The sequence below is a fragment of the Terriglobus albidus genome (genome assembly GCF_025685425.1).
Lineage (GTDB): Bacteria > Acidobacteriota > Terriglobia > Terriglobales > Acidobacteriaceae > Terriglobus > Terriglobus albidus.
Genome location: NZ_JAGTAS010000025.1, coordinates 46,844 through 61,280 on the forward strand (window position 1 = coordinate 46,844; position 14,437 = coordinate 61,280).

The 14,437-nt window shown below is 58.1% G+C and carries 10 protein-coding genes; 3 read left to right on the top strand and 7 right to left on the bottom strand.

The annotated features are described in order from the left end of the window. The first annotated feature begins 74 nt into the window (after positions 1–74). Complete coding sequence (locus OHL21_RS04080; protein ID WP_263415971.1) at positions 75–644, top strand: hypothetical protein; 570 nt, start codon at positions 75–77, stop codon at positions 642–644. Between the two features lie 121 nt (positions 645–765). Further along, positions 766–1,635 carry a 5'-3' exonuclease gene (locus OHL21_RS04085; protein WP_263415972.1) on the top strand — a complete coding sequence of 290 codons (870 nt, stop codon included), beginning with the start codon at positions 766–768 and terminating at the stop codon, positions 1,633–1,635. 41 nt (positions 1,636–1,676) lie between these two features. Here OHL21_RS04085 and OHL21_RS04090 read toward each other — a convergent pair whose 3' ends face one another. The 5 genes from OHL21_RS04090 to OHL21_RS04110 form a co-directional block, all read right to left on the bottom strand. Further along, the gene (locus tag OHL21_RS04090; protein WP_263415973.1) at positions 1,677–2,273 is read right to left on the bottom strand and encodes a hypothetical protein; all 597 of its coding nucleotides are present in this window, start codon (positions 2,271–2,273) and stop codon (positions 1,677–1,679) included. A 591-nt stretch (positions 2,274–2,864) separates the two neighbouring features. After that, positions 2,865–5,558: an ABC transporter permease gene (locus tag OHL21_RS04095; RefSeq protein ID WP_263415974.1), complete on the bottom strand. Its 2,694-nt coding sequence runs from the start codon at positions 5,556–5,558 to the stop codon at positions 2,865–2,867. 1 nt (position 5,559) lies between these two features. Beyond that, positions 5,560–5,904, bottom strand: a complete 345-nt coding sequence (locus OHL21_RS04100) for a PadR family transcriptional regulator (RefSeq protein WP_263415975.1) — start codon at positions 5,902–5,904, stop codon at positions 5,560–5,562. A gap of 241 nt (positions 5,905–6,145) precedes the next feature. Then, positions 6,146–8,869: an ABC transporter permease gene (locus OHL21_RS04105; RefSeq protein ID WP_263415976.1), complete on the bottom strand. Its 2,724-nt coding sequence runs from the start codon at positions 8,867–8,869 to the stop codon at positions 6,146–6,148. Continuing rightward, positions 8,866–9,213, bottom strand: coding sequence for a PadR family transcriptional regulator (locus OHL21_RS04110; protein WP_263415977.1), 348 nt, complete (start codon positions 9,211–9,213; stop codon positions 8,866–8,868). Before OHL21_RS04110 ends, OHL21_RS04105 begins: the two co-directional genes overlap by 4 nt. Positions 9,214–10,094: 881 nt before the next feature. On the opposite strand from OHL21_RS04110, the gene OHL21_RS04115 reads away from it, so the two are divergent. After that, positions 10,095–11,618, top strand: coding sequence for an alkaline phosphatase family protein (locus OHL21_RS04115; RefSeq protein WP_263415978.1), 1,524 nt, complete (start codon positions 10,095–10,097; stop codon positions 11,616–11,618). Between the two features lie 261 nt (positions 11,619–11,879). Here OHL21_RS04115 and OHL21_RS04120 read toward each other — a convergent pair whose 3' ends face one another. Beyond that, positions 11,880–13,514: a hypothetical protein gene (locus tag OHL21_RS04120; protein WP_263415979.1), complete on the bottom strand. Its 1,635-nt coding sequence runs from the start codon at positions 13,512–13,514 to the stop codon at positions 11,880–11,882. Positions 13,515–13,671: 157 nt separating this feature from the next. Continuing rightward, on the bottom strand, positions 13,672–14,181 hold the full coding sequence (locus OHL21_RS04125) for a DUF1097 domain-containing protein (protein WP_263415980.1): 510 nt from the start codon (positions 14,179–14,181) through the stop codon (positions 13,672–13,674). Positions 14,182–14,437 lie beyond the last annotated feature (256 nt).

Below are 14,437 nucleotides of genomic sequence, written 5' to 3' on the forward strand. Positions count from 1 at the left end.
ATACCCAGCAATAGGGAAAATGCTCTAAACAGGTCGGAGAGTATCTTGGCGGAGTCAAACGTATACTGGCAGCCATGCGACTGATGTGGATTACCGTGATCGGCTTGATGGCGGGTTTCTTCCCCGCTGCCAGTAAGGCTCAGACGCCAGAAGTCCCGATCCATGTATCGCTGTGCGAGGTCAAAGCGCATCCAGAGAAATATCTAAAGAAATTAGTCGAGTTCACTGCTGTTGCTTCGCATGGCTTTGAAGATTCGATGCTGGAGGACGCTCAATGTCCATGGCCAAGCAGCGGTCCGGGAGTCTGGATGGAATACGGCGGTAGTCGGTCTACGGACACAATGTATTGCTGCGGGTTTTCACCTAAACCGACTCGCGACAAACCTCTCGTTGTTGAAGGCATCCCGTTAAGCCTCATCGAAGATGAGAAGTTCCAAGAGTTCGATGCTAGCCTGCACCCAAAGCATTCGAAGCCACAGCGAGCGTCGCACACGGTGAAGGCCACCTTACGCGGCCGCGTTTTCGGACGGTATGAAGGGATTGCCGGCACGCAGCAGAGCCCGGCATGGCGAGGTTATGGTCATATGGGATGCTGCATGCTGTTCGTTGTCACACAGGTGTTTTCAGTTGATAGGCCAAGCTGATGAATCTATTTAGACCGTAAAGGTGGGTCGGGTTCCGTCGACTCTAAACCTATATGGTCGTTCGATAGTATTGATCGGGCTCGCTGCCGCCACGTTTGGCATCAACTGATAAGGTTGAGCCATGGAAGTGCACTTGATTGATGGAACCTATGAGCTCTTTAGGCATTTTTATGCTCTTCCCTCAGCCAAAGACAGCGAAGGTCGCGAGGTGGCCGCTGTGCGCGGTGTTCTCGGTTCACTTCTGGGCATGATGCGCGCAGGTACGACGCACATCGGTGTGGCTACTGACCATGTGATTGAGTCCTTCCGGAATCAAATGTGGCCTGAATACAAGACCGGCGAGGGTGTAGAACCCCAGTTGCTCGCACAGTTTCCGTTGCTGGAGGAGGCGCTCCGTGCGCTCGGAGTCGTAGTGTGGGCCATGGAAGAATACGAGGCAGATGATGCGCTGGCATCGGCGGCGTTTCTCGCACAGAACGATGTTCGAGTGGAGCGCGTGATCATCAGCACCCCGGACAAGGATCTTGCTCAGTGCGTTGTCGGCACACGCGTTGTGCAACTCGATCGACGCAGGCGCCTCGAACGCGATGAACAGGGAGTTGTCCAGAAGTTTGGAGTCAAACCAGGCTCCATTCCGGACTATCTCGCCTTGGTCGGTGACACATCCGATGGCTATCCGGGGCTGCCAGGGTGGGGCGCCAAGTCTGCCTCTGCCGTTCTCTCTCGCTTCGGCAAACTGGAAGCGATCCCGTCCGACCCACGAGATTGGCAGGTGAACGTTTCCAATCCGAAAGGCCTCTCCGAGGTTCTCAATAGTAAGCGAGATCTGGCCTTTCTATTCCGAGACCTTGCTACCCTTCGAACCGATCTTCCGCTGTTCGCAACTGTTGACGATCTGCTTTGGAAAGGTCCTACGACCACCTTTCCTCTTATAGCGGATCGCTTGGACAAGGCGAGCTTTTCGAAAGAGCGCGTTCCACGTTCCTATTGACGCGGGAAGCTGTACTGTCGGGACGAAGGGCTAGGACATATCTAGCCTGCCGCGACCTTCGCTTTTGCTACTGAATCGTTTGCGATGATGCGACGCAGGGCGAGTGATCCTAACAGGCCTGACGACACCCCACCCACGACTCCGATATAAGTCCAAAGCGTTGCGTCTCCAGCGAGTCCGCCGCCGAATGCCGTCATAAGCTTGCTAGCGATGGGGAGACCTGATCCAACGGTAACAATTCCAGCGCACGCGGCAGTCCCGGCCAGGGCAAGCACTGCTTGCGTTGTTCGGTTTCGAAGAGCCAGGCCCAGACTCAAGCCGAAGGCAAGAAACGCTGTCAGGATGTCGAAAGGGATTCCGACCAGAGACCACACACCGAGAAAAGCCAGGGTCGCCAAAGCGCTCGCGCGAAAGACCGGTCCTACTCCTGCTTGAAACAACGCCGGCACGGACTTGCGCTGACAGAAAAAGATGATCGCTGCTGCCAGACCGAAGGAAACGATGTGGGCAATCCACTGGGCAGGAGTCATGGTGTTGCCATGCAGACCGGTAAATCCGTGAGCCAGGAAAGAATGACTGCCCAAACCGATTGTCATACCAGCAACATTAGCGACAAACCACCGTCCGAAGATGTTCATGATCGCTCACACCTCAAGTGCATCATGCTATCCGTGATCTTGCCCGGAGGCAATCCGGAAAGTTTCGGCGTCAATTGCCGACTTCGGCCATGCCATTCATCGAGATTCAGTCAGAGACGAGTCCAACTGCATCCTCTCCGAAATGCCCGGATATAATTTCGTGGCCGCAAAATGCCAATGATCGGGGATTCGAATCATTGAAACGTAGATCGATCGCATTCGGAATGGGAACGTCCCGTCTGTCCCCGGGTTTCATAGGTTTCATAATCCCCAATCGTCATAAATGAAATGGCTCGTGAAACCGTTGTATATCTATCGGACGATACGGTCGGATTGAAGACTGTTATATAGGGCGGGCCTTCAGCCCTTTGACATCTTGGGGGCGCCAAAACCTGGGGCGTTGCCCCAGGCTGGTATAGAACGCGCCTTTCCACCCCAATGAACAAGTTCATTGGGGACCCCGGTCTTCAGCGCTCAATTCTCCGTAGGGCTGATCTGTGGTTGGCACGAGGAGATCTTAAATCAATCGAATTTTCCGATCCCGTCGGGTGGCACTACTTGCGAAGGCAAGTCTTGAGTAGTGCCGGAAATTCATTCATAGCGGAGAGCCATCATGGGATCTACTTGCGAGGCTCGGCGAGCGGGTAAGTAGCCGGAGATGATGCCAACGAGGAGCAGAGCGGCGACGGACGCGATGAGAGTGATGGCGTCCGTGCCTTGAATCCCAAAGAGCATATTGGTGACGAGGCGCGAGCCGGCGAGGGCGACAGGAACGCCGATGACGACGCCGATGGTGACGAGGAGGATGATCTCGCGCATGATAAGCCAGCTGACGTTGGAGCGTTCGGCGCCGAGTGCCATGCGGATGCCGATCTCGTTGGTGCGGCGGGAGACCATGTAGGACATCAAACCGTAGATGCCGATGCAGCAAAGGAAGACGGCGAGCAGACCGAAGAAGGTGGAGAGCTGAGCGACGGTGCGTTGCTGGGTGATGGAGCCGGCCACTTGTTCCTCAAGTGAGGAGACGCGGGTGATGGGAAGGCCGCCGTCGATGGAGTGGATGGTGTTCTGAACGGCGCCGGAGACGATGGCTGGGTCGCCGGTATAGCGGACTACGAGGCTTTGGAGATATCGTGCGCGCTGAGCATAGGGCATGTAGTCGGTATAAGTGCGGCCTTCGCCGAGTCCTTCAAACTTTGCGTCTTTGGCAATGCCGATGATTTCCATGTCGTACTGGGGAACATTCTGGTCGACGCCAATCGCGAAGTGGCGGCCGATGGGATTGGTGTTGGGGAAAAATCTTTTGGCGAAGCTCTCGCTGATGATGGTGACTTTCTGCGAGGTGGATGTGTCCTGCGGGCCGAAGGCGCGGCCGGCGATGATTGGAATCTGCATCGCCTTGAAGTAATCGTTGCCGACAACATTCTGGCTGATGTTGTGGGAAAGGCTGGGATCGATGCCCGGGATGATGACCGAATTGTTCCAGGCGCCCTGACTGAAGGTGAACATGGCGAAGCTGGCGGAGGTAACGCCGTGGATGGCGGCGATGCGTTGCTCAATCTGCTGATAGAGAGTGCTGAGCCGGGGTTCAGAGTCCTTGTAGCCGATGGAACTGGGATCGAGGCTGAGGACGAGGGCGTTCTCGCGGTTGAAACCTGTGTCGACGTGGTTGAGGTTGATCAGGCTGCGAACGAAGAGGATGGCGCCGACGAGAAGGACAAGCGAGAAGGCTATCTGGGTGATGATGACGCCTTTGGCGAGCGGAGTTTTTTGCCCGCCGTTGTCGGCGCTGCGGCCATCTTTGAGAGATTCGGTGAGCTCAAGCTTAGTGGCACGGAGAGCGGGGAGGGTTCCGAAGAGAAGAGCCGTGAATACCGTAACGCCGATGGTGAAGAGCAGGACGTCCGTGTGGATGGAGACATCAAGTGGAATGGTATCGGGACCGCTGGAGATCATGCGGAGCAGAATGCGATTGGCGAGACCAGTGAGGGCGATGCCGAGTGCGCCACCGGCGGCAGCGAGGAGAAGTGATTCGGTGAGGAGTTGGCGGATGAGGCGCGAACGCTTTGCGCCGAGCGCCTGACGCACAGCAAACTCGCGGACCCGTGCGGTGGACCGGGCTAGGAGAAGATTAGCGATGTTGGCGCAGGCGATGAGAAGAACAATTCCTGTTAGCGAGATGAGGACTTTCAGAGGCTTGGAATATTCACTCCGCAGGCCTGAGAGTCCTTTCTCCATGGGCGTGAGGGGGACTTGAGTTTTTTGGAGATCGGCGAGGTCTTGCTGGGTGACGTGCGCATTGCGATAGCTGAGCCAGATCTGGTGGAAGACGAGATTGATGTTCGAAGTTGCCTGATCGAGCGAGACGCCGGGTTTGAGGCGGCCGAAGATGTAGAGCGATTCGTTGCGCTTGTCGGAGTAGCTGCCCCAGTTGGGTGGAACGAAAGCGATCATGGACATGGGAACCCAGATGTCTGGCCGCTGACCGACGGTGGTGCCGAAGAACTCCTGAGGCGCGACGCCGACGATGTCGAAGGTGGTATTGCCGAGCTTGAGTTTGCGGTTGAGAACTTGCGGGTCGCGGGAGAGACTGCCGGCCCACCATGCGTAGCTGATGACGGCGACGGGATGGTTGCCTTCGGTGTTGTCATCTTCATCGGTAAGCAGACGGCCCAGGAGAGGGCGGACGCCGAGGGTGGGAAAGTAGGTGCCGGAGATGAGCTGGACCTTCATCGGCTCAGTGTGGTCGCGGTTGTCTACGGTCCCGAAGACAGAGTTGGTCATGCTCAAGATCGAGGCCGTATCGCTGAAGACAGTGTTGTTCTTCTGCAGGTCGCGGTAAAAGGGATAGGAATAGAGCTCGGAGATTGCCCAGGCATCTGATCTTCCACTCCATGCGCCGGTGCCGACCAGGACGAGTTGCGAGGGCTGCTGGACGGGCAGGTTGCGGAGCAGGATTGCGTCAAGAAAACTGAAGATGGCAGTGTTGGCGCCGATGCCGAGACCAAGCGAGAGCAGGGCGACGGCGGTGAGCGCGGGACTGCGGAACAGAGAACGGATACCGTACGCGACGTCCTTGAGAAAGCTTTCCAGCCATTCCAGGCCCCAGGCAAGATGACTTTGCTCGCGAATCAGTGTGGGATTGCCGAAGGCACGCAGAGCGGCGAGACGGGCTTCTTCTGGTGATAAGCCGCGCTCCCGCTGCTCTTCCACTTCCAGTTCGAGGTCAGAGCTTAGTTCCCTCTCCAGATCTGCGTCCCGTTTCCTGATCTGCCACCATCTCATCTCAGCTCTCCTCACCAGCAGGCCACATGACACGCGCCACAGCTTCGGCCATCTGTTTCCACTGCGATTCTTCGATCACGAGTTGTTTTTTGCCTTTTTCCGTAAGCCGGTAATACTTGAACTCCCGATTGCGATCAGGGGCCGTCTCCCATTTGGAAACAATCCAACCCTTTTTCTCCAGACGGTGCAGCGCGGGATAGAGAGAGCCATGCTGCATTTGAAGGAAGTCGTTGGTGGTCCGCTGGATATACTTGCCAATCTCACGGCCATGCGCTGCGCCGTAAACAAGCGTTCGCAGAATGAGCATGTCCAGAGTTCCCTGGAGTACGTTGGCACGGTGCTGCATATTCTTATCCATGGTAGACATCCGACTATCAATGGAAATTGATAGTAGACATCCGACTATCGACTGTCAAGGATTCAAATTCCAGCTTTGTTTGGCAGATGATCGCGTGAATCCAGAGCCCGCCGCTCCCACGGGTTCGCGCGGAGCGCGAATACCCAGGGCCACCCAGAGCATCAGTACTCCGGATCGATCGATACACCCTGGCTACTTGCAAGGGCAGGTCTCGAGCAGTGCCAATAACTCATTCAGAGTGGAGCGTCGTGATTGGATCGAAGCGCATGGCGCGCAGTGCCGGAATATAGCTGGCGGCGAGTGCGACGGCGGTAAGCACAACGGTGAAGCCCGCAAAGGTGGGGAGATCGGTAGGGGATACGCCGTAGAGCAATCCGGACATGAGGTGAGAGACAATGAGCGCACCGGCTATGCCAAGCCCGGTGCCCGCGGCAGCCAGGCCCGCTCCCCGGCGCAAGACCATCCTGAGAATCATGGCTTTCTGGGCTCCCAGCGCGAGGCGGATGGCGATCTCGCGTCTTTGTTCATTCACCACATACGAAATCGTTCCGTAGATTCCAAGCCCGGCGAGCAGCAAGGCCGTGGCCGCAAAGAACGCCACCATCTCCATGGAGAATCGCCTCACGGAAAGCGACTCGGAGAGCACCTCATCCAGAGTCTCGCCATGGAAGACCGGGAGCTCCGGATCGATGGATTGGATCTGTGTACGCATCTGCGAGGAGATGGCGCTGGGGTCGAGCTGCCCGCGAAGAAAGATCGCCAGGTCCTTGGCGGGGCGCTGGTAGATGCTGCGGTAGATCTGCGGAATGGCTGCGTCAGCCAGCGATTCTGTGCGCGCATCCGCAATCACGCCAATGATCGTTGTCCAGGGTGGCGTGGAAGAGGCCCGCCGGTCGCGGCCATCCAGGCGCAAGCGGACGCGTTTGCCTAGCGGATCCTGATTTGGCCAATAGGTAAGAGCAGCGGCCTGATTGATGACAGCAACCTGGGGAGTCTCCTCGAGGTCCTGGTCGTTGAAAAGGCGGCCACGCAACAGCGGCACGCTCAACAGGTGGAAGTATTCGGGCGAGACGATGGGGCTATTGATCACAGGCGCCTCGTTGTCCTTCGTCTCGATGCCTTCGCGGATCAATGGCAGCCGGCCCGGCTGGCCATGGCCCAGAGGGAGCGCGGCTTCGTCACCTACGGCTGCTTCCTCGACACCCGGCAGGGTTCGGCTGCGGCGAAGAATCTCGCGCAGCAGGACCGCTTCCTGTGTGGCCGACCGGTAGATATCGGCACTGGGATCGTTCGGTCCCGGCAGCCAGGTTTGAATGGCCATGACGCGGTTAGGATTGAAGCCGGGCTGCACCTTGAACAAGTCCCAGAAGCTTCTCAACAAAAGCCCCGCGGCGATCAGAAGCACCAGGGACAACGCCAATTCACTGATGACCAGCGTCTGGCGGGCACGCGCACGTTCCCGTGATCCGCTGGAGCCGCGGCCTTCCTGGCGAAGTGTACCGATCAGATCGAAGCGGCTCATCAGCCACGCCGGCGCGAGCCCGAAAACAGTTCCGGTCACGACAGAGACGGCCACGGCAAACACCAGCACGCCCCAGTTGATCGAGATGTTATTCAGGTGCGGCAGGCTCTCCGGAATAAGCCGCAGCAGGAAGTGCTGGGCGCTGAACAGAATGGCAACACCGGCGATTCCGCCAAGCACGAAGAGCAGCAGGCTCTCGGCGAGAAACTGGCGGATGAGCCGCGTTCTCTGCGCGCCTAAAGCCTGACGCACCGCGATCTCGCGGCCTCGCCCGCTCGCCCGGGCAAGCAATAGATTGGCCACGTTGACGCAACTGATGAGCAGCACCAGTCCCACCGCGCCGAACAGCAGAATGAGAGAGGAACGAATGCTGCCGACCACGGTTTCAGTAAGCGGGATCAGGCGCACGGTCCATGCGGTCTGCGCGGGATAGTCGGCCGGATACTGCTTCTTCAGCGTGTCCACCAGCGCATCAAGATGCCCCTGCGCGGCCGCAATCGAGAGACCCGGCTTCAGGCGCGCGATGACGGCTCTGCTCGCCAGACGCAGATCGCGCTGCGGAGGCCGGAACGGCAGACCGGTAAAGCCGGCTCCCAGCCACAGGTCCACATTCTGCTCGTCACTGGTTGAGCCCTGATCGCGAAAACCGCGAGGCATGATGCCCACAACGCGATAGGCGTCGTTGTCCAGGCGCAGAACCCTGCCAATCATCTGCGGGTCGGCGCCGAACTCCTTTCTCCAAAGCCCGTCACTGATCACGACCTCAAGGTTGTAGCCGGGAGTGGGATCGTTCGGATCGAAGGTGCGGCCCAACTGCGCGCTTACACCCAGGACCGCGAAGTAATTCGGCGTAACCTGCTTGAAGCTGAGACGCAGTGGCTGTTCACTGCCCGTGAGGTTCACGTTTGCGCCGGTGCCGGTGAGCGCCACAGACTGGAAGATTCCCGAAGCTTGCAGGTCTCTCCACTCAGGAATGGAGATGCCTACGCCGTGCGCGCCTACACCGGGAAGATCGTCCTGAACGCGCACCAGCTCCGCAGGATTTGGATACGGCAACGGGTGCAGCAGCGTGGCGTCAATCACGCTATAGATTGCCGTGGTGGCTCCTATCCCCAGCGCCATGGTGCCGATCGCAATGACCGAGAATCCAGGAGATTTCAAAACCATGCGGATCGCGTAACGAAGATCGAAGAGCAGATTCTCGAAGAAAGGAATGCTTTGCTCGGCGTGATGACGCTCCCGAATTGCTTCGACTGGCCCAAGCTTCAGTGCGGCTTGTCGCCGCGCCTCGGCAGGGGCCATACCGGCACGCACGTTCTCCTCGGCCTGAAACGCAAGATGCTCGGCGATCTCTTCCTGGAGACGTTGATCGGCACTCCGTCGAGTTACGAAGTTAGAAAACCGGATTCTGAACCGCCGCAGGAATCTCATGACAGATCCTCCGCCTTGACGTTGAAAAACCGGGCGATGATGGCCGCGGTCTGCTCCCAGTCGCGGGTCTCTGCCTGAAGCTGTTTGCGGCCTGCGGCGGTAAGCCGATAGAAGCGCGCGCGGCGCTTGTTCTCCGATACACCCCACTCCGATGCAATCGAGCCTTCATGCTCCAACCGGAGCAGCAGAGGATAAAGCGTGCCCTGGTTCACCGCCAGAAGGTCTCCGCTGATCTGCTCGATGCGACGGGCAATCCCCCAGCCATGCTGCGGTTCAAGGACATCGAGTGTCTTGAGGACCATCAGCGCGAGAGTCCCTTGCAAAACGTCCGGCTTTTCCTTCATGAGGCTTTTTCCTTCACGACAAATGGACCTTTAGGTTTCCAACAGGAATCATGACACGCTTCTTTTGGGAAAACAACAGGAGACGGAGATGATGCGTTTCCTGAAGGGTGCATTTCCTTCGGATTTGCCCAGAAATGCCGATGAGTCGGAGGTCGTGGACTTCCTGAAGCAACAGCTAAAGTTCAATCTTTATTGAGCCAGAAAGATGTGTTGAGCGCTGAAGGCGCGCTCTATACCAGCCTGGGGCAACGCCCCAGGTACGGAGATAGGGAAACTGTAAGAGGGCTGAAGGCCCGATCTATAATCCTGATCGTCACAAACGAAACGGTTCGTGAAACCGTTGTATGCCTAGAGAATTTTCCCTGTTGCTGGGTATCCCGCAAGAGGCGTGCAGGGGCCATTTTCATTTGCGGAAACGCCCATAGAATGCAAGAGCCCTACTCCACATCTACAGGAAAAATGCTCCATCGAAACGATAGGGTCGAATTGAAGGCTCTTATATAGGGCGGGCCTTCAGCCCTTTGGTTTCAATGGGCCGGAGACCTGGGGCGTTGCCCCAGGCTGGTATAGAACGCGCCTTCAGCGCTTGATTCTCTATACCAATGTTCACGCCTCGCTTATAGGGCATTCTGACGCGCTCGTTTTTGCGCTTTTTGAAAATCGACTTTCCGCCGCCTGTTAAGGCCAAGCAGCGCAAAAAGTCCATCAGCGGCGAGAAACCGCTCCTCGCTAAAGCTGTAGGACTTTGAGCCACGAACCGGCCGGATAGACGCCCGCTACGTGGCGGATAACGATCATCATCTCAAGTTGTGGAGTTGCTAGGGGTTTCCGCGCGAGAAATCCTGCATCCAACAATCAGAAAGGTGCCTCTGAGACGGAATATGGGCCCGAAGTATCTCTCCCGCCGTGACCTCCTTAAAATCGCTGCGGCTGCCGGTGCGTCCTCGCTCATCCCCGGCTGCGGCGCCATCAACAAAGCTGCTTCCACGGTGTCCGGGGGCGGCACCGGCGCGTCTACCTGCGCGAAGCTTACCGACATCGAGCATGTCGTGACCGTCATTCAGGAGAACCGCTCTTTCGACCACTATTTCGGCACCTACAAAGGCGCGCGCGGCTTCTCCGAGGTCTCCAACGCATTCAAGCAACCCTTCCCCGGCAACGTCACCGCCGCGCCGGCAGGTACGCTCTACCCCTTCCACCTCGACACTTCGAAGTGGAACGCAGCCTGCACTCATGACATCGACCACGGTTGGATTGCGCAACACCAGAGTTGGAACAACGGCGCGAACGATGGATTTGTCACCTCGCGCATTCCCATCAATGCGAATGACGCCGTCCTCTCGATGGGCTACTACACTCGCGCCGACCTGCCTTACAACTACGCCCTGGCAGATGCCTTCACCCTCTGCGACAACTACCATTGCTCCGTTATTGGCCCTACCCACCCGAACCGGCTATATACCATGGCTGCCTCGATCGACCCCGATGGGAAGAATGGTGGTCCACTCATTCAGACCCTAATCTCCAATCCCAGCAGCATGTACGGCAAGCTCACCTACACCACCATGCCGGAGCAACTCCAGTCTCGCGGAATCTCGTGGAAGATTTACAGCTCACCCGACAAGAGCCTCGGCAACGGCATCCTTTCCTCTGACAATGTCCTCCCATTTTTCAGTAAGTTTCAGGACCCCACGACTCCTCTCTACAAGAACGCTTTCGGCCCGCAGTTTCCCACAGACTTCGTCACTGACGCCGCCTCTGGCAATCTACCGGAGGTCTCCTGGATCATCCCCTCTGTCGTCGAGTCCGACCATCCGCCTTCGCCCTCACTCTTCGGGGAGCTCACACTTGCGTCCATCATCAATGCCCTTACCGCTAACCCCGCGCAGTGGGCTAAGACCGTTCTTTTTGTGACCTACGACGAAAACGGTGGCTTTTTCGACCACGTCGCACCGCCCACAGCACCTCCGGGCACACCCGGCGAATACATCACCGCCACACCGGTTCCGGATGCATCGGTGCTTGGCGGCATAAACGGTCCCATCGGCCTCGGTTTCCGTGTGCCCATGCTCATCATTTCGCCGTTCACCCGAGGAGGCTTCATCTCATCCGAGGTCTTCGATCACACCTCCATCCTCCGTTTCCTGGAGACCCGCTTCGGTGCCGAAGTCCCGAACCTTTCCGCCTGGCGTCGTGCCGCCGTGGGCGACATGACCTCCGCGTTTAACTTCTCCAAACCCGACAACTCGGTGCCCGTACTTCCCACGCTCAACGCCGCAGACACCACCCTGATCAACGGCTGCATCTCTGCCCTTACGGGCACGACGCCCTATCCGATCCTCAATCCACAAGAACTCCCCACCCAGGAAGCCGGCACCGCCATTCGACCAAAGCCCTCGTGCTAGCTACGCGAGATGTATCAATGCGACACCTTTCATTGGGCGTTTAGGCCAATTTAACGAGTGCTGTGCGTGAGCGGACACTTTGTCCGTTGAGCTTGGTCTTCCTATTCGCCCGCTCTTACTTGTGCGGCTCGTAGTGGCTCGATCCGCTCCGGATCCTGTAGTGGGCACATATCCGCGCTGTTGGGACTAGCAGCGGCGTTTTCATTGCGGAAAACGCCCATAGATGCGGATGCTCTGGGCTACACCTACAGAGAAAATGCTCTAGGCTCTCTGGCCGGGTGCTGCTACGTTGCCAAGTGCGGCCATGCCCAGGCGGTCGCGTAGTTGCGTAAGGTAGAGGCTGCGTGGAGATACGTGCTTGTCCAGCGATTCGATGTAGCCGCCCTCCTTGGTCAGGTCCTGGAAGGCAGTGTTGTAGCTGATCATATCCACACCGATGTGGCCGAAGGAGTAGTTCTGTGCGGTGGGTGGCTTCTGCACCAGGAACGGACCTACGCAGTTCCAGAAGACGGTATTACCGCCGCCCCAGCCGATCACGATGTCTTTCCAGAAGCGGGCCGTGAGCGGCGCGTGCACGTTGTCGTAGAGGCCGCCGGTGGCCCACTGCTCGTGTGTTTCGCTGGACGAATAGGGATTGGTGGCGGCACAGTCGAGATACACGTTCAGCGTGGACGTCGGCTGGCCCATCATGAAGGAGTGGCGGCCCTTGTCGGAGTGGCAGCGCTGGACCAGCGTGAGCTCTCCGCGCAAGGCAAAGGTGAAGCGGCGAGCGCCCATCCGGCGCGAGACGGGTTCGCGCGAGATGCAGTCTTCTACCGTGATCCACTTGGCTCCGCGCTGCGTGCCCACCAGGATGTTGGCAAAGTGCAGACCGGTGCAATTGCGTACCCAGCCGTTGCGGATATTGTCCATGGTGACGAAGTTCCAGAAGTGGTCCTCGTCGGCGTAGTACTCTTCGCCCTTGTAGTCGGGGCGGTCCATGTTGCCGTACTCGTTGGTCCGCTTGGTGGGATCAAACTCTGACATAGCGCGGATGTTCTCCACGCCCACGTTGGCGATGCGATCGTTGTCTTCGTACTTGAGCACCTCACCGCCTCCCCACTTCTTTTCGATGGCACAGGTGATGGGGGCGTCGACCGTGATCAGGTTCCCGCGCACCTCAACGACAACGCGGTCCCACTCCACGTTGAACGGTCGCCAGCGCGTCTGCGGCGTGGCGCCATTCATGCCCATGGCGTCAATCCATTCCTGGTTGCCGATCCGGCGAACGATGACGGTATCGCCGGGCTTGAAGCCCCGCGCATTGGCTACGCGCAGGGTATGTGATCCCACAGGTGTGTAGTCATCCGTGACCTCTTGCCTGGTTTCTTCCATTGGGACCAAGCCGGCGTTGCCTGCAATTCGGACGAGCGTGGGTTGTACGCGGCCGGGACCGGTGGCGCCGGTTGTACGGCCGGTCCCCGTGCCGATCAGGATCGTACCCGTGTCGCCCATCCCTTCGCCGCGCAGCACAACGCCGCTGGCTTTGATGCTCACTGGAGTGGCCAGTGGGTAGTGCCCCGCGCGCAGCAACAGGGCTCCCCGAAATCCATCAGCGTCCAGCGGAAGAGCAGAGACGCGCTCGATCGCCGCCTGCAGGTTGGCCGCGTTGTCGCCGGCAACCGGCCAGATGGTCTCACGCGTCGGCACAAAAGGGATGGGCACACCCCCGCCGCCATAGCCGGCGTTTGAGAAGTCCGGTATGGTATTGCCCTGTGCATCAGCCGTGTAGACCAGCTTTCCGGACGGGCCGGGGTGAACGAGGGAGACCGTGGGGCGCAGGTCGGTCTCGGTCTGAGCGTCACTCTCAGTGCTCTGGGCAGGCAACATGGCTGTGGGTGCAAAAGCTGCGGCCATCTGCAGCATTCTCCGTCGCGATACAGAAGGATTAATCATCATTCACTCCGGGGCGACCAATATACCTGCGGACGTGAACTGGCATCTGCCACCGCCGCGGATAAAGCGACAAGCTGCAACAGCTCCGTCGTGGGAACTACTGCTCACGGTGAGCCTGTCAGACACCAGCGACCGCTTCCCTGCGACTCTGGTTGCGGCGGTCCAATATGGCGAAGAGCGCTGTGCGCAAAGCCATGTAGATCCAGCCGAGGAAGAAGGCCATGACCGCGGCAGAACTCAAGATGAGCACATGGCGAACGTCTGGCGGAAAGCCGGAGGCGAACACAAGCGCCAGGCCGATAAAGTAGGCCGCAACAATGTGCAGCGGAGTCCATTCCATGAAAGAAAGACCGGCAGCTACAACAAACACCATGAACGGAAACGTCGCAAGACCAAGCAATGGCGTAAGGTGTGGCGCAAGGATGAGGAAGATGGCGCCGAGCACGATGCCTACAACCATCTGAAACAGGCCCTTACCGGACTTTCGCGGCTCCGCGCCGAAGAGAAAGTAACAGGCCCAGCAAATGAATACGGCCCAGGTGGGAATGTTGAGCACCTGCGGTGTGGTTAGCCAAGTGGCAAGACCGGCGAGACCGCCGATCAGGAGTGCGTTTCCAATCTTCTTCATGGACATGTCGTTCCCTTGAATTTCACTAATCAGCGGTGAGGGTGTATCACGTCGAGGTGAGAACACCGAGTTCCTACATTTCAAGCCGCAGCCGGCCGCATTTGTTCGGGTGGCGAAATAATACTCATCGGAGTGGAAGCGAACAAGGAATTAATGGATTGAGTTAAGCAGCCGAAGAAAGCATTATTAGGTTGCACCACAAACTCTTTTCGGAAGAGAAACAATGACAGACCTGCTTTACGTCAAGCGCCGCGAT

Excerpts from the sequence above, each read along its gene's own strand:
- OHL21_RS04080 (WP_263415971.1), top strand. The coding sequence starts at position 75 with ATGCGACTGATGTGGATTACCGTGATCGGCTTGATGGCGGGTTTCTTC.
- OHL21_RS04085 (WP_263415972.1), top strand. The coding sequence starts at position 766 with ATGGAAGTGCACTTGATTGATGGAACCTATGAGCTCTTTAGGCATTTT.
- OHL21_RS04090 (WP_263415973.1), bottom strand. The coding sequence starts at position 2,273 with ATGAACATCTTCGGACGGTGGTTTGTCGCTAATGTTGCTGGTATGACA.
- OHL21_RS04095 (WP_263415974.1), bottom strand. The coding sequence starts at position 5,558 with ATGAGATGGTGGCAGATCAGGAAACGGGACGCAGATCTGGAGAGGGAA.
- OHL21_RS04100 (WP_263415975.1), bottom strand. The coding sequence starts at position 5,904 with ATGCAGCACCGTGCCAACGTACTCCAGGGAACTCTGGACATGCTCATT.
- OHL21_RS04105 (WP_263415976.1), bottom strand. The coding sequence starts at position 8,869 with ATGAGATTCCTGCGGCGGTTCAGAATCCGGTTTTCTAACTTCGTAACT.
- OHL21_RS04110 (WP_263415977.1), bottom strand. The coding sequence starts at position 9,213 with ATGAAGGAAAAGCCGGACGTTTTGCAAGGGACTCTCGCGCTGATGGTC.
- OHL21_RS04115 (WP_263415978.1), top strand. The coding sequence starts at position 10,095 with ATGGGCCCGAAGTATCTCTCCCGCCGTGACCTCCTTAAAATCGCTGCG.
- OHL21_RS04120 (WP_263415979.1), bottom strand. The coding sequence starts at position 13,514 with ATGGCCGCAGCTTTTGCACCCACAGCCATGTTGCCTGCCCAGAGCACT.
- OHL21_RS04125 (WP_263415980.1), bottom strand. The coding sequence starts at position 14,181 with ATGAAGAAGATTGGAAACGCACTCCTGATCGGCGGTCTCGCCGGTCTT.